This window comes from Burkholderia sp. HI4860, from assembly GCF_002223045.2.
Taxonomy (GTDB): Bacteria; Pseudomonadota; Gammaproteobacteria; order Burkholderiales; family Burkholderiaceae; genus Burkholderia.
This window is the reverse complement of record NZ_NKFO02000001.1, coordinates 2,247,113-2,266,343: the sequence shown is the minus strand read 5'-3', so window position 1 is coordinate 2,266,343 and position 19,231 is coordinate 2,247,113. Positions and strand designations below refer to the sequence as shown.

The following is a 19,231-nucleotide window of genomic DNA, read 5'->3' as shown; positions in this document are numbered from 1 at the left end:
AGGAGACATCGTCAAAATGAAGTCACGCGCAGAACGTTCCATTCGAACAGTAGTCCTCACCGGTTCGGCCGCGGCCGCCTGTCTCGCCGTGCCGGCCGCGCACGCGCAGTCGTCGGTCACGATCTACGGGATCATGGACGCCGGCGTCGAATTCACGAACCACGCGGCGCCGGAAGGCGGCAATTCCGTCAAGCTCAAGTCCGGCAACAAGAACACGTCGCGCTGGGGCCTGCGCGGCGTCGAGGATCTGGGCGGCGGGCTGAAGGCCGTGTTCCGGCTGGAAAGCGGGATCGACCTCGCGAACGGCGCGCTCGACGACGGCCCCGACTCGATCTTCGCGCGCCGCGCGACGGTCGGCCTGAAGGGCAAATGGGGCGAACTGACGCTCGGCCGCAACTACACCGTCACCTACGACTACATGCTGCCGTTCGACCCGATGGGTTACGCACAGAACTACTCGTGGGCCTCGTCGTCGATGGCGACCGGCGGCCGCAAGGACGGCATGTTCACGCGCTCGTCGAATGCGGTGCGCTACGACGGTGAATTCAGCGGCTTCAAGTTCGGCGCGTTGTACGGCTTCGGCAACGTGCCGGGCAGCATGAAGACCAGCTCGAAATACGACTTCGCGGTCGGCTACGAACAAGGCCCGTTCGGCGCGGTGGTCGCGTTCGACCGGCAGAACGGCGCGGCCGACAGCGTGACGCCGGCCGATACGGTCAACTACGTCCAGGGGATTCATGCGGGCCTGAGCTACGACTTCGGCAACCTGAAGACGATGGCCGGCTACCGCAACTACAAGCGCACGTATCGCACGAGCGCCGCGAACCAGTTGAGCGACATGTACTGGGTCGGCGGGTCGTACCAGTTCACGCCGACGTTCTCGTTGATCGGCGCCGTGTATCACCAGAACATCAAGGGCGGCACGGATGCCGATCCGACGCTCGTGTCGATGCGTGCGAATTACGCGCTGTCGAAGCGCACGGTGCTGTACGCGGCCGGCGCGTTCGCGATCGGGAAGCATGGGCAGAAGGTCGGTGTATCGCGCGATGTCAACGGGTACGGCACCACGCAGGTCGGGGTGACGGCGGGGATTCAGCAGCGGTTCTGAGGTTGACGGCGGGTGGCGGCGCGTGTGTTGCGCGCCGCCACCCGCCCGTTCGCCCGTTCGCGACGGGCCCCCCTACCGTTGGTCGTTGCACGAACCGATTCGCAGGACCCGTCGGTATCCTGACGAGATCGCGTGCGAAACGGCCCCAGCCGTGCGTGCGGACAGGCGGTGCGCCGCCTCTTCGTCATCCGCCTTCGCGCATCGTGAACACCGGGCGCACGAGACTGTTCACATCGCCCCAGTGTTCGCCGACAGCCGACAGCGGCACCGTGCGCGTGTCGATTGCCAGCCCCGCCGGCCTGGCCGCGTCGAATACGCCGCGCACCGAGGCCAGCAGGCGCGGCAGCGACACACTGCCGAGGCCGCTGCCCATCAGCTCGATGGCCGTCGCCCGCAGCACCGCGCCCGGCAACAGCACATCCGCGCCGCCGATCGAGCCGATCTGCACGAAACGCAGCCGCCGGCCATCGGGGGTCGCCTTCGCGGCGGCAACCAGTAGCGTCTGCGCGCTGCTCCCCCACAAATAGTCGAGCACGACGTCCACGCCGGCACGGAAATGCGGCTCGAGCGCACGCGCCAGATGCGCGTCGTCCTGCTGCAGCGACACGACGGCATCCGCGCCCGCGTTCAGCAATGCCTGCAGCGCAGCCGCGTTGCGGCCGGTCGCGATCACCTTCGCGGCGCCGAGATGCTTCGCGATCCGCACCGCCAGCCGCCCCGACGTACCCGTCGCGCCGTTGACGAGCACCGTCTCGCCCGCGACGAGCCGGGCGCGCTCGGTCAGCGCGGCCCACGACGACATCCCGGGAATCGCGATCGCCGCGGCCGTGATGTCGTCGAGCGCGTTGGGCAACGGCACGCACCGCGTATCGGGCACGATCGTGCGCTCGGCCATCGCGCCGAACGGTGCGGGCGCGCCGAAGAAGTAGACGCGTTGCCCGTCGTCGAGACGTCCCACGCCGTCGACACCGACGACGAACGGATAGCGCCCGTCCGACGAGTAATGCGTGCCGGACGCCCGCCCCTGCGCGATCCGGCTCAGTGCGGACGCCCTCACGTCGATCAGGCGATGGCCCGGCATCGCACGCGGCGCGTCGAATTCCATATGGACGGGACGCTCGCCGGCGCCCGTCACGACTGCTGCTTTCATGGTTGCTCCTTGAATCAGGGATCCCGATCGACGATTGCGGCGCGTGTCATTGCGCATCGAGCCACGCGCGCAGCGCGGGGTCGCGTACGTCCAGCACGTCGAACAGGCCAAGTGCGCGCAACGCGGGCAATGCGTCGATCGTGTCGGCTTCCGCGCGCGCCCGGTCGGCGGGCGCGGCGTTCGGATCGGTCAGCACTTGCGCGTTGACCAGGAACGCGCCGACGGTACCCTTGCGGATCGTCGTTCCGTCGGCTTCGATCCGGTCGGCATGGTCGGGAAGCAGCTGTTCGGCTCGCATCGTGTCGTACTCCGGTTGTCATCGATGGACGCAGTGTAGGCGTGCGAATCCGGCCGATCTCCGGTATAACAGCCATTCGATACCGATATCCGGCCATGTCCGACCCACTCCTGCCTGCCCGATTCGTCACGTCCGACGACGGCCCGTTTGTCGTCGCGGCCGTCCTGTCGCAACGCGACCCGCGCGTGACGCCGCCCCACTCGCATGCGCGCGGCCAGCTCGTCGGCGCGCTGAGCGGGCTGCTGACGATCGGTCTCGACGATCAGGACTGGGTCGTGCCGGCGATCCATGCAATCTGGATTCCGCCGCATTGCCGGCATTCGCTGCGCTCGTTCGGGCCGATTTCCGGCTGGTCGGCGTTCGTTGCCGAAGCACGCTGTGCGGCGCTGCCGAATACGCCGCGCGCGATCCGCACGACGCCGCTGCTGCGCGAAGCCGTGCAGCGCGCGGCGAGTTGGGAGGGGGCGGCGCTGGATGCCGCTCAAACGCGGATCGCCGACGTGATCCTCGACGAAATTGCGTCGTCGGAAGTCGAGGCGCTGGGACTGGTGCGGCCGCAAGATCCGCGGCTGATGAAGATCACCGATGCGCTTGCCGCCGATCTAGCGGACAACCGGCGGCTGGAGGAATGGGCCGAATGGGCCGGCATCAGCGCGAGGACGATGAGCCGCCGCTTCGTCGCGGAAACGGGGCTAACGTTCGCGCAGTGGCGTCAGCAGGCCAGGCTGCTGCGGGCGCTTGAGCGCATTGCCGACGGCGTGCCGGTGACGACGATCGCGCTCGATCTCGGGTACGACAACGTCAGCGCGTTCATCGACATGTTCCGGCGCGCGTTGGGGACGACGCCGGGGAGGTATATGGCGGATGGGCCGCCGACTCCAAGTGCTGCATAGCGAGTAATTCGCGTATCGCATCGAACCAACTCATCGCACAACAGCAGTCCACTGGACTTCCCGATAGGCTTTGAGCACCTTGCAAGTCTGAACCATGCTCTGGTGTTGCAGATTATCGAGATAATTGCATTGGGAATCCCCCGATCCATCAGACATGATGTCCGCTCGAGCTGCCCCGCGAGCAAATCGGAACGATTGCGCAGCAAACACACTCGTCGAGAACGTGTACGCTTTAGCGTCTAATCACACACGAGAATCACGAAGCGCTTTCACAGTCCCGGGACCGCTTCTTTGCCAGATTACCGACAGCTAAGGCAACATCGCCGTGAATCGATCGAAATGTGTAGGTGGAAGTTTAATCTCCCCACCACTATCGACAGCAGTATCGAATATCAAGGATTCCTTGGTCCACACCAGGCGGACGGCATCCGAATACTCGTAAGTCCGCTCGGCAAGCAGTCGCATGTCGGATGTCCGATAGAGTCGCAAAAGGATCCGATCTCTTCCCAGGTACGCGTATTGCGCCGTATAACGGCCCCCATCGTTCCTCGATCGCTCGGTATCAAACTGTGTTGCATGGGCACGTATGCGCGCATCCTGATAGTAAGAGCTGGCCCAGCACAGAAAAATGACAAATGTCAGAGCAAAACCTAGCGTCTTCATTCGCGCTTTCATTCGCGTGAAACGCCCCTCTTTATGCAACATCCCAGACAGAACAATCGTCAGAATACATGCAATTACCACAAACACCGCAATTTCCGCGAGCACAAGAATTCCCGCTGCTTGCATAGCAGTCGCCAAGCCGTTCATTCAAAATACACCGTTATCGGTTTAGCCAGCATGATTGGCTTATAGTCGGAAAAAATTATGAAATCTCCCCCTCGGTGGTACTTAGCTTGCCACTCTCGGAACGAGCGATTTCGAACCGGATAGTATGTTTTTCCCGGTTCATAGAGGTTTGCGGCTGTGCCGCCTGCCACTATGGGAAAATCAAACCAAGGCTGATCCGCAAGATTCGCCGCCGCGTAAATCGGAACGATTATCACACCGCCTTTTCCCCAATGGCCTAGATACTGTGACCGCGAATCATCAGGCCCCTCAAAGGAATAACCGTCTCTCACGTATACAACAATATGCGTAACCGTTGCACTCTTATTTTCAGCATCGAAAGTAGCGCGAGCCACTGCCGCATAAAAATTGAATGCCCCCAACGCACCAGTAAGATCGTCGGGAACGCCACCCTCCGGAAACCGCCGAACAGCCTGCAATGCCTTCTGTTCAAATGAACTCTCTACCGCCGCTCGCTGGAACTGGAATTGCTTGTGTAGTTTTCGGATATCGGTTCCACTTATTTCCCAGGATGATACGCTCCCGCGACTACTATAGCGCCCAAGAATATCCTTAAGTATTTCGTATGCACGCGGACTATATATGGCGACATTTATAAGATAATCATATTGCTTTTTTGCACGCGCATGCCTAAGAACCCAATCTAGTTTGATGGTGGTTCGATCGACCATCGACTCAGGGTAGAGCTCGCCATTCTGGTTGATCTCGTTCTGCTGATCCTTTGGTGTGATCGAATAGTTAAGCTCTCCAGAAAACCATCGCTCCATCAGCTTCGCAGAAACCGGCATATGCTCCTTGCGCATGGCGTCTGGGATTTGCTGAATATCGAAAGGCGGAACTTCCCGTTCCTTCTCCACCGGTTTCGGTCGCTTGGGCGGAGCAGGCGCGTCCAACCATTTCTTGAAGCGTGAAAATGCACCCGCAATTCTTTCGATGTCGTCCACCATCTTATCGAGCGAGTCCCGCTTGTCAGCCCGCGCGATGGGCGTAGATGGCTTTACTGTTGACGCCGTCACTGGGGGAGCCATTGCCATTGATAAACCGACATCGCACACCGGGATGCCTGCATCGTCCCCCTCACATAGCTTCCAAGTCCAAACTAGCTTGTTGATCTTGAAGTATGGAATCCTGTTGTTATAGCGCGTCATGCTTTCACTCGGATTGTAGAGTCGTCGACCTTACAATGCCGCACGAAACCCAACAATGCCGCGCACCGCCACGCATCAACAGTGCCCGATTGAGCAAGTCACAACAAACTTGTAGAAGCACTTGTCGCGCGTGCCCATGCCGGACCCGATAGTCGAACGAAATCCTTCCCGACCATTGTAGACAACTGCAAACGGCGAACTTTTCATTCGTAGACCATCCGCAACGCCTGAGCCCCCCGTGCGTCGGCACTCGCCTGACCGCGCTCTGCCTTGTGATGCATCAAATCGGAATAGCGTATGCGCCGATGTTTGACTATGGCAACGCATCCGGTTCAAGCGGCGTGACCAGGTGGGGACGAGACGGATTGAGAAATTTTGCCGCTTCCTGAATCGTCAATTCCGCATGAATGGGTACACCTTGACCGCGTTGCGGTCGGCCAACTCCGCGACGATGTTCACCATAAGACCCAAAGCAGGCGTCGGAAGCTCAACCGGATGCGCGCGATTCCGTCATCGAAGATCTGAATGGCCTGAAAATCGGTTCGCGTTGCGAGATAAGCCGCCGGCATGCGCGGCCTTTCGTCAGTCGACTGCATCCCGCGCTCGACGGGCAAGATCCCGCTTGACTCAATACGTCCCATCCCCCTTCTTCACGGCCTCTTCCCCCTTCCCCTTGAACAACGCAGCCAACCGCTCCGCGCCCCTCGCCAGCAGCGTCGTATCCACCCCGACCGCAACAAACAACGCCCCCGCCTCCAGATAGCGCCGCGCGGCCGCCTCATCGGCGCTCAAAATCCCCGGCGCCTTGCCGGCCGCCTTGATTGTCCGGATCGCACCATCGATCGCCGCCCGCACGTCCGGATGCCCCGGATTGCCGAGATGCCCGAGATCGGCCGCCAGATCCGCCGGTCCGATGAACACGCCGTCCACACCTTCGACCGGCGCAATCGCATCGATCGCGTCGAGCCCCGCCCGCGTCTCGACCTGCACGAGCACGGCCATCTCGTCGTTCGCGCGATGCAGGTAGTCACCGACGCGATTCCACCGCGACGCACGCGCCAGCGCACTGCCGACACCACGAATGCCATGCGGCGGATAACGCGTCGCCGCCACCGCCGCGCGCGCCTCGTCGGCACTCTGCACCATCGGCACGAGCAACGTCTGCGCCCCGAGGTCGAGCACCTGCTTGACGATCACCGGATCGTTCCACGGCACGCGCACGACCGGCTGCGACGGATACGGCGCGATCGCCTGCAGTTGCGCGAGGATCGTCGGCACCGTGTTCGGCGCATGCTCGCCGTCGATCAGCAGCCAGTCGAAACCGGCGCCCGCAACCACTTCGGCGCTGTACGGATTCGCGAGTCCGAGCCACAGCCCGATCTGCGCGTCGCCACGCGCGAGCGCCGCCTTGAAGACATTCGAAGGAATCTGCATCGCTCGTTCACCTCACTCGAAGTAGCACTGGATCGTCCCGAGCGGACCGTAGTCGACGCTAAACGTGTCGCCCGGCCGCGCCGCGCACGGCCGCGTGAACGAACCGCCGAGCACGATCTGCCCCGGCTCCAGCGCGACGTCGAAGCGAGCCAGCCGGTTCGCGAGCCACGCAACCCCATTCGCCGGATGGTTCAGCACGCCAGCCGCGACGCCCGTTTCCTCGACCACGCCGTTGCGCGACATGATCGCCGCGACCCAGCGCAGGTCGACGTCCTGCGGTTTCACCGGCCGCCCGCCGATCACGACGCCCGCGTTCGCCGCGTTGTCGGCGATCGTGTCGAACACCTTGCGTGGCCGCTTCGTATCGGGGTCGATCGACTGGCTGCGCGCGTCGATGATCTCGAGCGCCGGCACCACGTAGTCGACCGCGTCGTACACGTCGAAGATCGTGCAGTCCGGGCCGGTGAGCCGTTTGCCGAGCACGAACGCGAGCTCGACCTCGACGCGCGGCACGATGAAGCGGCCGGTGGGAATCGTGCCGCCGTCGGCGAAGAACATGTCGTCGAGCAACGCGCCGTAGTCGGGCTCGTCGATCTGCGACGTGTTCTGCATCGCCTTCGACGTCAGGCCGATCTTGTGGCCCTTCAGCGCGCGGCCTTCCGCGAGCTTGAGGGCGACCCACGTGCGCTGGATCGCGTACGCGTCGTCGATCGTGATGTCGGGATGGTCGAGCGAGATCTGGCGGATCTGCTTGCGCTCGCGCTCGGCGTCGTGCAGACGCTGCGCGAGCTGGTCGATGATGGCGGGTTCGAGCATGGTCGGATCGGGAATGGGGTTCAGCCGGCCCGCTTGTAGCGGGCATGGATGTTGTTGTGCTTGTACGAGCCGCTTTCGCTGAACTCGGTCAGTTCCATCGACAGCGCCAGGTAGCGTTTCGCGTACGCCTCCGCGAAATGCGCCTTGATCGCGTCGAACAGGGCGTCGCACGCGGCTTTTTTCTGCTCGTCGGTACGGCCCGAGCCGATCTTGAGCGTCACGTGGACGAATGCGTCGTCCTCCGTGCCGTCGGCCACGCAATAGTCCTGCAGCTCGATCGCGCGCGAGCGGATGCCGCCCGTCGGGAACACGCCGCCCTGCGCGATCAACGTAGCGTTGATCGTGCGCAGCAGCACGGGAATACGTGCGTCGTCGCGGATGTTCGCGGTGTATTCGACGACGATATGGGGCATGGCTGGTCTCCTGTCGAATGCGTGGCGAAGCGTTCAGGATAACGGAAAGATCGCGTTGATCTGCCCGGTTCCCGAACTTGCAAAGTAGTCGGTGACGATCTCGACAGGCTTGTCGTAGCGATCCCAGCCGAGCAAGCCGAGCAGCATCGCGGTGTCGTGCATCCCGCCTTCGCCGTGGCAATGCGTGTTGTACTCGGGCAGCATCGCGCAGAAGGTCTTGAAATCGCCTTGCTTCCACAGCTCGACCACGCGCAGGTCGACCTGCCGGAAGAATTCGCGGCTGATCTCGTGAATCGATTCCTCGGGGCTGCCGTTGTCGTTGAAACGATGTGACAACGAACCGCTCGCGAGGAACGCGACGTTCGAATCGCTCTTCTCGATCGCTTCGAGCAGCGCCTCGCCGAAGCGGCGGCTTTCGTCGAGCTGATGCCACATGCACCAGCCGGCGATCGACACGACCTTGAAGTGCTGGTCGGCGTTCATGTAGCGCATCGGCACCAGCGTGCCGTATTCGAGTTCGAGGCTGTCGATCTCGTGCGCGCGGGTCGCGATCCCGCGCTCGCTGGCTGTCTCGGCGATGAGCCGGCCGAGCGCCGGGTTGCCCGGATACGCGTACTGCATGTCGCGGATGAAATGCGGCAGCTCGTTGCTCGTGTACGTGCCCGAGAACTGCGCATTGCAGTTCACGTGATAGCCGGCGTTGACGAGCCAGTGCACGTCCGACACGACGATCGTGTCGACACCGAGCGCGCGGCAACGCTCGCCGATCAGTTGATGGCCGCGGATCGCCGCTTCGCGGCAGCCGTGATGCCTGCCGGGCATTTCCGACAGGTACATCGACGGCACATGCGTGATCTTTGCGGCGAGGGACAGTTTGCCCATCGTTCAAGTCTCCTGTCGGCCGGAGTTAGCGCTTTAGCGCTTACTCCGGTCCCATGCTTCGCGGTCGGCCGGAGTTAGCGCTTTAGCGCTTACTCCGGTCCCATGCCCGGCCGGCGTGCCGGCCAAGAAATCATTGGTGCTGCCAGACGTCCCGCGCCCGTCACACGCCCCAGCGCGGAATATGATGCGAACCCATCGAAATGCAGACGTTCTTGATCTCCGCGAACACCTCGAAACTGTATTCGCCGCCCTCGCGCCCGGTGCCCGATTCCTTCACGCCACCGAACGGCTGACGCAGGTCGCGCACGTTCTGGCTGTTCACGAACACCATCCCGGCCTCAATGCCGCGTGCGAGGCGATGCACCTTGCCGACATCCTGCGTCCAGATGTACGAGGCAAGCCCGTACGACGTGTCGTTCGCGAGCCGCAGCCCTTCTTCCTCGTCCTCGAACGGGATCAGGCACGCGACCGGCCCGAAGATCTCTTCCTGCGCGACGCGCATCCGGTTGTCGACGTCGGCCAGCACGGTCGGCCGCACGAAGTTGCCGTTGCGCAGATGGTCGGGCATGCCCGCCGGCTTGTCCGCGCCGCCCGCGACCACGCGCGCGCCTTCCTGCTCGCCGATGCGGATGTAGCCCGTCACCTTCTCCCAGTGCTGGCGCGTGATCATCGCGCCGAGGTTCGTAGCCGGATCGGACGGATCGCCGACCACCAGGTTGTTCGCGCGGCGCGCGAATTCCTGCACGAAGCGGTCGTAGATCGTGCGCTGCACGAAGATCCGCGAGCCGGCCGTGCAGCGTTCGCCGTTGATCGAGAAGATCGTGAAAAGCGACGCATCGAGCGCGCGGTCGAAATCGGCATCGTCGAAGATCAGCACCGGCGACTTGCCGCCGAGTTCCATCGAATACTTCTTGAGACCGGCACGCTCCATGATCCGCTTGCCGGTCACCGTGCCGCCGGTGAACGACACCGCACGCACGTCCGGATGGCGTACGAGTGCATCGCCGGCCGTCGCGCCATAGCCCTGCACGACATTGAGCACGCCGGGCGGAATGCCGGCTTCGAGCGCGAGGCGGCCGAGCTGGTCGGCCGTCAGCGGCGACAGTTCCGACATCTTCAGCACGGCCGTGTTGCCGAGCGCGAGACACGGCGCCGTCTTCCACGTCGCGGTCATGAACGGCACGTTCCACGGCGACACCAGCGCACACACGCCGACCGGCTGGTACAGCGTGTAGTTCAGCATCTGGTCGTCGACCGGATAGGTGCGGCCGTTCATCTGCACGCACACTTCCGCGAAGAAGTTGAAGTTCTCGGACGCGCGCGGAATCAGCTGCTTACTCGTCTGAGCGATCGGCAGCCCGGTGTCCTGCGTCTCCAGCGCCGCGAGCATCGGCACGTTCTTCTCGATCAGCTCGCCGAGCTTGAGCATCAGCTTCGCGCGCTCCTTCGCCGGCGTGTTCGCCCATTTCGGGAACGCTGCCTTCGCGGCGCGCACGGCCGCGTCGACTTCGGCCTCGCCGCCCGATGCGACGTCGGTGATGACCTCGCCCGTCGCGGGATTCAGCGTCGTGAACGTCTCGCGGCTCTCGACTTCACGGCCGTCGATCCAGTGCTTGATGGTCATGCTCTCTCCTTGGGCGACCGGCTCAGCCGGCGCGATAGTAGTCTGCTTCGCCGACGATCGTGTTCACGAGCCGGCCAATCCCTTCGATCTCGGTCACGACCTCGTCGCCCGGCTTCGTGTCCGCCAGCCCCTCGGGCGTGCCGGTCAGGATCAGGTCGCCCGGCGAGAGCGTCATGAAGCCGCTGATGTGCTCGATCAGCGCAGGCACGTCGAAGATCATGTCGCGCGTGCTGCCGCGCTGCGTCTCCTGGCCGTTCACCGTCGTGCGCAGCGTCAGGTCGCCGGCATCGCCGATCTCGTCGCGGCTGACGAACCACGGCCCGAGCGGCGTGCAGGTGTCGCGGTTCTTCACGCGCAGGTTCGGACGGTAGTAGTTCTCGAGATAGTCGCGGATCGCGTAGTCGTTCGCGACCGTATAGCCGGCCACGTAGTCGAGCGCGTGCGCGCGGCTCACGTTGCGCGCGGGCCGGCCGATCACGACGGCCAGCTCGCACTCGTAATGCATGTGGGTGGCATCCGCCGGGCGCACGGTGCGCGACCGGTGACCGATGAACGTGTTCGGCCCCTTCAGGAAGATCAGCGGCTCGCTCGGCGCCTTGAACGCGAGCTCCTTCGCGTGGTCGGCGTAGTTGAGGCCGAGCGCGAACGTCGTGCGCGGCGCGACGGGCGGCAGCCATTCGACCCGCTCTTCCGCGACGACGCACCCCGTATCGAGGCGGATCGCACCGTCGCCGGCCGGTTCGGCCGCATGCAGTGCGCCGTTGTAGATCACGCGCGCCGCCCTCATCGTGCTTCCTCCGCGATCAGCGTGTGCCGCAACGTGCCGAGGCCGGCGGCGGCAATCTCGATCGTGCTGCCCGCGCGGGCGCGCGGTGCGCCGCCCGCGACGCCGAGCAACAGCACGTCGCCCGCGTCGAACGACATGAAGGCCGTCACGTCGGCGATCAGCGCGCGCACAGGCCGAATCAGCGTGGCCGTCGAGGCAGACACGGCTACGTCGCCATCGATCCGCACGGTCAGGCCGATCGCGTCGACATCGCCCAGCGCAGAGGCCGGCACGATGGCCGGGCCCAGCGGGCAGAAGCCGTCGCGGCACTTGAAGCGCACGGCCGGACGGTAGTAATCGGGATGCGGCACCGACACGTCGCTTGCGAGCGTGAAGCCGTGCACGTAGTCGAGCGCCCGTTCGGCCGGCACGCGCGTCGCGCGCCGGGAGAACACGACGGCCACCGACGCGCCGATCTCCAGCGCGTCGACGCCGGCCGGCACGACGACGGCCGCGCCGTCGCTCGCATGCGTGTTGGCGGGCTTGATGTACAGGATCGGCGCCTGTGGCGGGCGGCCGTAAGGCGGTGCGTTCACGGCATCGCCGAGCGCGTCGAGCGCCGCGCGCTCGTTGAGCAGCGCACCGTAGACGGTACCGATGGCGACCGGCAACGGCGGCGCCGCGGCGGTCGTGCAAGACAGCTCCATGCGTCATTCCCCTGCCGCGCGTCGCGGCGCATCGTCAATAGTTAATATCTTAAGTAAACAATCGAACGCTGGCAACCTCGATTACCCTGATAGGCGAAATTCACTACCCGCGGCTGTTAAGATTGATGCGTCCCCGTCCTCTGCTCTCCCCGATGAACCGTACGCTCGACCACCGCAACCTGGCCATGCTGCTGCTCGAGGCCCGCGAAACGCTGATGGGTCTGTTTCGGCCCATTCTCAAGGAATTCGCGCTGACCGAACAGCAATGGCGCATCATCCGCGTGCTCGACGGCGAACCGGCTCAGGCGCTCGAAGCGGGACAGATCGCGCGGCGCTGCTGCATCCTGAGCCCGAGCCTGACGGGCGTGCTGGAACGGATGGAGCGCGACGGCCTGATCACGCGGACGCGCGCGCAGGAAGATCAGCGCCGGCTGCTGGTCAGCCTGACACCGCAAAGCAGGAAACTGGTCACGGAAATCGGTCCGCGAATCGACGAGCAGTACCGGCAGCTCGAATCGCGGTTCGGCCAGGACGGCCTCGAAGACATCTATCGCGCGCTCGACCGGCTCATCGAGCTCGGCGGCAACACATGAAAACGGCGCCCGCTCCCGCCAGCCGCGGAAACGGGCGCCACTGCGGCGCGGGCGTTCAGTGCACCGTGCCGCGCATCAGTTCGGTCACGGCCACGCCGCGCGACGTGCGCATGCATTCCTCGACGTAATCGAGGAACGGCAACGGTTCGAAATCGATTTCGTCGCGCACGCGGCGATTGTCGAACACGCGATCGACCGTCGCGAATTCCCCGCAGCGCTGCAGTGCCCGGCCGATCACGCGTTCGAGTGCCGGATCGGTCCGCCCCAGCACATCGCGCACCACGAGCGGCAACTCGGCCGGCGCACATGCCGCGTAGCGCGGCGCGCCCGTCATCCCCGCGGCCTCGTCCATCGCGCGCACGATCTGCGCGACCTGCGGCGCCTCGTCGCCGGCCGACACGTGATACAGGTCGTGCGCGAGCGTCGGCTTGACGGCCAGCAGCATCGTCGCACGCGCCACGTCGTCCACCGACACGATGTCGATGCGCGTCATCGGCCGCGCGGTGAAGCGGCGCGCGGCGTGCGCGAGCCGGAACATCCAGAACGAATTCGGCGCGGGCCGTGTACCGAGCACCGTGTGGCCGACCACATGCGACGGCCGCACCACGACGAGCGGCAGCCCGAGCGCCCGCAGCCGCTGCTCGGTCTCGGCCTTCGCATGCAGGTAGTCCGCCGCGAGCACCGCACCCGGCAGGCCTTCCGCGTCGCGCGCGCCGTCGTTCGCCGCAGCGGCCGCTGCTTCTTCCTGCACGATCCCGCCGCGGCCCGCATGCGCATAGGCCGTGCCGACGTACACGAAGCGCTGCAGGCGCGGCGCCCGGGCGAAGCGTTCGGCGAAGCGCACCGCATCGGCGATGTCGGCCCGCAGGTGCGCGCCGTCGGCCGGCGACGCATGGCCCGCGCAATGAATCACGTGCGTCGCGGCGGCGAGGCGCGGCGCGTCGGCGCCCTGCCACACGTCGCCGAGCGCACCGACGATCACGTTCGCGTCGGTCAGGCGCGACGCCCAGTACGGCGCCAGCCCCGCGCGCAGCGCCGCTTCGCGCAGCCGCGCGACGGCGTGGCCACGATCCTGCGCCCGCACGACGCAGACGATGCGCTCGAGCAGCCCCGCATTGACGAGCGCCGTCAGCACGGTACTGCCGATGAAGCCGGTTGCGCCGGTCAGCACCAGCCGCCCGACGTTCGCCGCCGCGACCGGTGCGCTGGCCGGCGACACGAGGCTCGTCCGCCAGTTGAGCGACAACGCGGTTTTCCAGATCAGCACGATAGTCTCCTTCGAAGAGTCGGCCGGGCGGCGCGACGCCCGCGGTTGCGGGCTGCGCACGGCTCACCGGCCGGGCCGGGGCCTGACGCGCGCCCCGGCAGTCCCGATCGGGCGTGCGGCCCGCGATCGCGTCGATCGCGTCTCTGGCACGAGGCGGCGGCAGCCGCCGAGGACGGGCGTCCGCGGCACTGGATCGGGAAGATTCCAGTGTGGGGCCCGACCGCAGGCAAGTCTGTCCCGAAAGTTTCGTGAAAGTGTGCCGATTTGTATGGGATTGTCGGAGTGTGTCGTACCGGGCGCGCCGTCAACATCCCGCAACATCCGCTCGGCCCGCGCTCCGACGGTGCGGTGCCGCCCAGGTCGACCCGGTCATGCGCGACAGATCGACGCGCCTCGCGCGCATGTCATCCCATGTCTCGAGGATCGACCCTCCTCCATCGGCACGGCGATCGCCGGTACGCGCGTGTTGGCGGGTGCCCGGTCGGAATAACCATGAATCGTCAGACGTCGTTCCATCTGAAATCGCAATGGACTCAATATGAATTTATTGCGGATTATCACTTGCGTTTCACACCAGTCTATCTAGACTGATCAAGTCAAAACGGTCGAATGTGTCATTTTTTTAGGAGACGATCACAATGCGCCTCACCATTCGGATTAATGGCAGCGAATCGGCAACCCGGCACGCGTTCGCGGTACTGTGGGTCGATACCGACGAGGGCCTGTGGTCGCGCGAGGCACATCAAGGCATGGATCTTCCGACCTGGGGCAAGGTCCGCGACGTCGAGGGCGCCATGGCGCTCTGCGCGGCCGACGGCGGGAATGCCGTGTGCCAGTTGAAGGGACTGTCGTTCGATGCGATGCAGCGCGAACAGGGCCCCGCGGTGCTCGCCGGCAATCACCCCGGCGCGTGGCGACTGCAGGCTGTCGATCGTTGCACGAGCGAACCGGAATACCAGGAATTCATTTCCGTCGCCCGATAGAAACTATCGATGTAATTCGTCTGCGGTTTTCGGGTTTATTCCGGTTTCAGCGATATTCATTTCGATATTCAGCATTAACGGCGCCCCATTCCGGGGCGTTTTTCATTTCACGGTTTAAAGAAATAACCGCGCGCCGATCAATTGATCGCACACCGGAGGATCGGCCTCGATCCATACCTGAAATCCCTGCTCCGTTCTGCACGTCGCGAGTCACCCGGAGTTTCATCGTCAGCGGCTCCGGGAAGATGCCGCTCCCGCCGCGCCGTTTCCCCCCTTTTTTCACCCGGTGTGCGAGCGCGCCGATACCGGTATTTTCTCGGGGCCGGAACATACTTTCCCCACACGGCGTTTACTCCTTTATTACAATCGCATTATTCAGACTGACTCGCCGCCCTAGGGGCGGCCCGACCCGGCCATTGCATGAGCGTGAAAAAGAAGACCCACCCCGCCGATCCGTACGCGGCCGCGACCAAAAATCCGATGCTCGCGTCGCGCCTGCCGATGTGGCGCTCGAAGCTGATCGTGATCATCGTGTTCCTCGCGTTCGCCGCGCTGATCGGCCGCGCCTTCTGGGTGCAGGTCGCGAACAAGGAGTTCTACGTCGGCCAGGGTCAGAAACGCTACCAGCGCACGATCGAGCTCGACGCGACGCGCGGGCGCATCGTCGACCGCAACGGTGCGATGCTTGCCGTCAGCCTGTCGACCTATGAAATCTGGGCGAATCCGAAGCAGGTCGCCGACACCGATTACCCGCAGATCTCGAAGCTGCTCGACATGCCGCTCGTCGAGGTCAAGCGGCGCCTCGGCAACGACAAGACGTTCGTGCTGCTCAAGCGGCAGGTCGACGCGGACACCGCGGGCAAGCTCGACAAGCTCGCGATCGACGGCATCACGCAGATCGCCGATTCGAAGCGCTTCTACCCGGAAGGCGAATCGGCCGCGCACGTGGTCGGCTTCACGAACGTCGAGGACAAGGGGCAGGAAGGCGTCGAACTCGCCGCGAATGCACGCCTGGTGGGCACGTCCGGGCAGCGCGAGGTGATCCGCGACCGGCTCGGCCGCATCGTGTCGGACACGCGTCCGCTCGTCCCGGCGCAGCATGGCGCGACGATCGAACTGACGATCGACCGCCGCATCCAGCAGCTCGCGTTCAGCCAGCTCAAGTCGGCCGTGCTCGAGAACAACGCGGTGGCCGGCAGCGTCGTGGTGCTCGACGCGCAGAACGGCGAAATCCTCGCGCTCGCGAACTATCCGACCTTCGACCCGAACGACCGCGCGCGCCTCACCGGCCAGCAGTTGCGCAATCGCGCGGTGATCGACACGTTCGAGCCGGGCTCGACGATCAAGCCGCTCGTCGTCGCGCTGTCGATCGACGAGCGCAAGGTCACGCCGAACACGATCATCAACACGTCGCCGGGCACCTACAAGATCGGCCCGGCCGTGATCCACGACACGTCGAATCACGGGTCGCTGACGGTGTCGCAGGCGCTGCAGAAGTCGAGCAACGTCGCGCTCGCGAAGCTCGCGCTGAACCTGCCTGCCGAAACGATCTGGAACAAATACCAGGAATACGGCATCGGCCGCGCACCGGAACTCACGTTCCCGGGCGTCGCGTCGGGCCGGCTGCGCGGCTACAAGCGCTGGCGGCCGATCGAGCAGGCGACGATGGCGTACGGCTACGGCCTGTCGATGTCGCTGCTGCAGATCGCGCAAACCTACACGGCCTATGCCGGCGACGGCACGCTGCACCCGGTGTCGCTGCTGAAGAACGGCACCGACCAGCAGACGATCGACGCGCATCGCGGCCACCGCGTGACGTCGCCGCAAACGGCCGCGGCGATCCGCTCGATGCTCGAGATGGCAGTTGGCGAAGGCGGCACGGGGCGCCGCGCGCGCGTCGACGGCTACCGGATCGGCGGCAAGACGGGTACCGCGCGCAAGCAGGTCGGCGCGACCTATGCGAAGGGCAAGTACCGCGCGCTGTTCGCCGGGATGGCGCCGATGAGCAACCCGCGCCTGATCGTCGCGGTGATGATCGACGAGCCGCGCGGCAAGGGCTATTACGGCGGCACGGTGGCCGGCCCGGTGTTCGCGTCGGTCACGAGCGGCTCGCTGCAGTTGCTCGGCGTGCCGCCCGACGCGCCGGTCGAGCCCGAGAAGACGCCGCCGGCGAAGGCCGTTGCGCCGCAAAAGACGGTGGCTGCACCGAAAGCGGCGGCGATGCAGGCCAAGACAGCCGCTGCGCCGAACGCCCCCGCATCACTGAAGACTGCCTCGCCATCGAAAGCGCCGGCGCAGGCAAATACCGCGGCGGGTTGATCGGCGCAGCCCGCGCGACGCGCCGCCGTCCCGGCGCGCGCGTCACGCTCCGACGGCCTCGTCACGGCCTCGGACTTCCCGGTCATCGGGCACCGTCATTCGATCCAGGAACGCAGCGCATCATTTGAGCGTTCCCGCCGTCGCCTCCAGCCATTTTTACGCGCCTCGGCCCGCCCGGGCCGCCGCGCCCTGCCCGGTACGCGGCGCGATGCCGCGCGCCGTCAATGCGACGCTGCGACGGCCGGCTTCGTCATCCTGCCGAGCACGTGCTCGGTCATCCCGCGCGCGAGTTCGGACTCGCCCATGAACACGGTGCCGATCCCCTCGCTCGACAACAGTGCGGCCTCGTCACCGCTGTTCGTGCACAGCACGACCTCGAGCGCCGGATTCAAGGTGCGCGAGATCTCGACGATCTGCCGCACGTCGAACACGTCGGGCAGCGTGACGACCAGCATCCCGGCGCGTGCGATATGCGCCTGCACGAGCACGATCGGCTCGATCGCGTCGCCCGACACGGCCGCGACACCTTCCGCACGCAGTTTCTCGACGAGCTCGCGATTCTGCTCGACGACGACATACGCGATGCCGCGCTCGTCCAGCGCGTGCGCGATTCGCGTACCGACCTTGCCGTAGCCGACGATCACGACCTGCCCGGTCAGGTGCGTCTGCGGCGTCGACATCGGCAGCGCGGCGAGCGGATCGTCGCGTGCCTCGAGCTTGCGCGCGAACGCCGAATGCTTGCGGATCCACGCGAGCGCCGGATCGATCATCGCGAACAGCAGCGTGTTCATCGCGATCGAGATCAGCGCGACGGCCAGAATCAGGCTCTGCCCTTCGGCCGACAGCAGTCCCAGCGCACGGCCGAGCCCGGCGAGGATGAACGAGAACTCGCCGATCTGCGCGAGACCCGCGCCGACCGTCAGCGCGGTATTCAGCGGATAGCGGAACGCGATCACGAGCGCGACCGCCGCGAGCGTCTTGCCGATCACCACGATCGCCGCGACCTCGATCACGTGCAGCGGCTCCGCGAGCAGGATCTTCGGGTCGAACAGCATCCCGACCGAGATGAAGAACAGCACCGAGAACGCATCGCGCAGCGGCAGCGTCTCGTCGGCCGCGCGCCGGCTGAATTCCGACTCGCGCATCATCATCCCGGCGAAGAACGCGCCGAGCGCGAACGACACGTCGAACAGCTTCGCCGCGCCGAACGCGATGCCGACCGCGGCCGCGATCATGCACAGCGTGAACAGCTCGCGCGAGCCGGTGCGCGCGACGAGCCACAGAATGCGCGGAAACACGCGCTTGCCGACCACCAGCATCAATGCGATGAACGCCGCGACCTTCAGCATTGTGACGCCGAGCGTGCCCCACACGCTGCCGCCGGCCGCCTGCGCGTCGCCGGGCGGCGTGCCGCCGAGCAGCCCCGCGACGGGCGGCAGCAGCACCAGCACGAGCACCATCACGAGATCCTCGACGACGAGCCAGCCGACCGCGATGCGCCCGTTGACCGTCTCGACCAGCCCGCGCCCTTCGAGCGCACGCAGCAGCACCACCGTGCTCGCGACCGACAGCGCGAGCCCGAACACGAGCGCCGCGCCGACGCTCCAGCCCCACGTGAGCGCGAGCCCGCCGCCGAGCAGCGTGGCCACCGTAATCTGGACGATCGCGCCCGGCAGCGCGATCTTGCGCACCGCGAGCAGATCGCCGAGCGAGAAATGCAGGCCGACGCCGAACATCAGCAGCATCACGCCGACTTCGGCGAGCTGCTGCGCGAGCGACAGGTCGCCGACGAAGCCGGGCGTGCCGGGGCCGATCACGATCCCGGCAAGCAAATAGCCGACGAGCGGCGGCATTTTCAACAGCGACGCGAAATAACCGAAGACCATCGCGAGACCGAAACCGGCCGCGAGCAACGCAATCAGGCTGACGTCATGAGGCATCCCCCCTCCCGAAGTTCTTGTAACTATTTAGTAAGGTTCAA

19 protein-coding genes and 1 pseudogene are annotated in these 19,231 nt (G+C 65.2%); 5 read left to right on the top strand and 15 right to left on the bottom strand.

Going from position 1 to position 19,231, the window contains the following annotated elements; genetic code table 11:
* The first annotated feature begins 16 nt into the window (after positions 1 to 16).
* The gene (locus CFB34_RS10130) at positions 17 to 1,108 is read left to right on the top strand and encodes a porin (protein ID WP_089442616.1); all 1,092 of its coding nucleotides are present in this window, start codon (positions 17 to 19) and stop codon (positions 1,106 to 1,108) included.
* Positions 1,109 to 1,292: 184 nt separating this feature from the next.
* Here CFB34_RS10130 and CFB34_RS10125 read toward each other — a convergent pair whose 3' ends face one another.
* Together CFB34_RS10125 and CFB34_RS10120 are read right to left on the bottom strand one after the other, a co-directional pair.
* On the bottom strand, positions 1,293 to 2,258 hold the full coding sequence (locus CFB34_RS10125) for a zinc-binding alcohol dehydrogenase family protein (protein WP_089442617.1): 966 nt from the start codon (positions 2,256 to 2,258) through the stop codon (positions 1,293 to 1,295).
* 46 nt (positions 2,259 to 2,304) lie between these two features.
* A complete protein-coding gene (locus tag CFB34_RS10120; RefSeq protein ID WP_089442618.1) occupies positions 2,305 to 2,556 on the bottom strand; it encodes a hypothetical protein in 252 nt (83 codons plus the stop codon).
* 95 nt (positions 2,557 to 2,651) lie between these two features.
* Here CFB34_RS10120 and CFB34_RS10115 point away from each other — a divergent pair, with 95 nt between their 5' ends.
* Positions 2,652 to 3,449, top strand: a complete 798-nt coding sequence (locus CFB34_RS10115; RefSeq protein ID WP_089442619.1) for a helix-turn-helix transcriptional regulator — start codon at positions 2,652 to 2,654, stop codon at positions 3,447 to 3,449.
* A gap of 309 nt (positions 3,450 to 3,758) precedes the next feature.
* On the opposite strand, the gene CFB34_RS10110 is transcribed toward CFB34_RS10115, so the two are convergent.
* The 10 genes and pseudogenes from CFB34_RS10110 to CFB34_RS10065 form a co-directional block, all read right to left on the bottom strand.
* A complete protein-coding gene (locus CFB34_RS10110; RefSeq protein WP_242808588.1) occupies positions 3,759 to 4,259 on the bottom strand; it encodes a hypothetical protein in 501 nt (166 codons plus the stop codon).
* The gene (locus CFB34_RS10105) at positions 4,256 to 5,446 is read right to left on the bottom strand and encodes a DUF6402 family protein (protein ID WP_179243728.1); all 1,191 of its coding nucleotides are present in this window, start codon (positions 5,444 to 5,446) and stop codon (positions 4,256 to 4,258) included. The genes CFB34_RS10110 and CFB34_RS10105 overlap by 4 nt, the downstream gene beginning before the upstream one ends.
* 203 nt (positions 5,447 to 5,649) lie before the next feature.
* Positions 5,650 to 6,042: pseudogene (locus CFB34_RS10100) on the bottom strand (DNA-binding protein).
* 31 nt (positions 6,043 to 6,073) lie between these two features.
* Complete coding sequence (hpaI, locus tag CFB34_RS10095; RefSeq protein WP_089442621.1) at positions 6,074 to 6,880, bottom strand: 4-hydroxy-2-oxoheptanedioate aldolase; 807 nt, start codon at positions 6,878 to 6,880, stop codon at positions 6,074 to 6,076.
* Positions 6,881 to 6,892: 12 nt separating this feature from the next.
* Positions 6,893 to 7,696: a 2-oxo-hept-4-ene-1,7-dioate hydratase gene (gene hpaH / locus CFB34_RS10090; RefSeq protein ID WP_089442622.1), complete on the bottom strand. Its 804-nt coding sequence runs from the start codon at positions 7,694 to 7,696 to the stop codon at positions 6,893 to 6,895.
* 20 nt (positions 7,697 to 7,716) lie between these two features.
* On the bottom strand, positions 7,717 to 8,109 hold the full coding sequence (locus tag CFB34_RS10085; RefSeq protein WP_089442623.1) for a 5-carboxymethyl-2-hydroxymuconate Delta-isomerase: 393 nt from the start codon (positions 8,107 to 8,109) through the stop codon (positions 7,717 to 7,719).
* A gap of 33 nt (positions 8,110 to 8,142) precedes the next feature.
* Positions 8,143 to 8,991 (bottom strand): 3,4-dihydroxyphenylacetate 2,3-dioxygenase, encoded by an 849-nt coding sequence (hpaD, locus tag CFB34_RS10080; protein ID WP_089442624.1) that lies wholly within the window; start codon positions 8,989 to 8,991, stop codon positions 8,143 to 8,145.
* 160 nt (positions 8,992 to 9,151) lie between these two features.
* A complete protein-coding gene (hpaE, locus tag CFB34_RS10075; protein ID WP_089442625.1) occupies positions 9,152 to 10,615 on the bottom strand; it encodes a 5-carboxymethyl-2-hydroxymuconate semialdehyde dehydrogenase in 1,464 nt (487 codons plus the stop codon).
* A gap of 22 nt (positions 10,616 to 10,637) precedes the next feature.
* Positions 10,638 to 11,402, bottom strand: a complete 765-nt coding sequence (locus tag CFB34_RS10070; RefSeq protein ID WP_089442626.1) for a fumarylacetoacetate hydrolase family protein — start codon at positions 11,400 to 11,402, stop codon at positions 10,638 to 10,640.
* Complete coding sequence (locus CFB34_RS10065; protein ID WP_089442627.1) at positions 11,399 to 12,088, bottom strand: fumarylacetoacetate hydrolase family protein; 690 nt, start codon at positions 12,086 to 12,088, stop codon at positions 11,399 to 11,401. Before CFB34_RS10065 ends, CFB34_RS10070 begins: the two co-directional genes overlap by 4 nt.
* 152 nt (positions 12,089 to 12,240) lie before the next feature.
* On the opposite strand from CFB34_RS10065, the gene hpaR reads away from it, so the two are divergent.
* A complete protein-coding gene (gene hpaR, locus CFB34_RS10060) occupies positions 12,241 to 12,681 on the top strand; it encodes a homoprotocatechuate degradation operon regulator HpaR (RefSeq protein WP_039356885.1) in 441 nt (146 codons plus the stop codon).
* A gap of 55 nt (positions 12,682 to 12,736) precedes the next feature.
* Here hpaR and CFB34_RS10055 read toward each other — a convergent pair whose 3' ends face one another.
* On the bottom strand, positions 12,737 to 13,948 hold the full coding sequence (locus tag CFB34_RS10055; protein ID WP_089442628.1) for an SDR family oxidoreductase: 1,212 nt from the start codon (positions 13,946 to 13,948) through the stop codon (positions 12,737 to 12,739).
* A gap of 638 nt (positions 13,949 to 14,586) precedes the next feature.
* Between CFB34_RS10055 and CFB34_RS10050 the strand changes: the two genes are divergently transcribed.
* On the top strand, positions 14,587 to 14,931 hold the full coding sequence (locus CFB34_RS10050) for a DUF3564 family protein (protein WP_089442629.1): 345 nt from the start codon (positions 14,587 to 14,589) through the stop codon (positions 14,929 to 14,931).
* Between the two features lie 46 nt (positions 14,932 to 14,977).
* Here the strand turns inward: CFB34_RS10050 and CFB34_RS10045 are convergent, their stop codons facing one another.
* Positions 14,978 to 15,262 (bottom strand): hypothetical protein, encoded by a 285-nt coding sequence (locus tag CFB34_RS10045; RefSeq protein WP_143329507.1) that lies wholly within the window; start codon positions 15,260 to 15,262, stop codon positions 14,978 to 14,980.
* Positions 15,263 to 15,351: 89 nt separating this feature from the next.
* On the opposite strand from CFB34_RS10045, the gene CFB34_RS10040 reads away from it, so the two are divergent.
* On the top strand, positions 15,352 to 17,250 hold the full coding sequence (locus CFB34_RS10040; protein ID WP_089442630.1) for a penicillin-binding protein 2: 1,899 nt from the start codon (positions 15,352 to 15,354) through the stop codon (positions 17,248 to 17,250).
* Between the two features lie 221 nt (positions 17,251 to 17,471).
* Here CFB34_RS10040 and CFB34_RS10035 read toward each other — a convergent pair whose 3' ends face one another.
* On the bottom strand, positions 17,472 to 19,190 hold the full coding sequence (locus CFB34_RS10035) for a cation:proton antiporter (protein ID WP_089442631.1): 1,719 nt from the start codon (positions 19,188 to 19,190) through the stop codon (positions 17,472 to 17,474).
* Between the last annotated feature and the right edge of the window lie 41 nt (positions 19,191 to 19,231).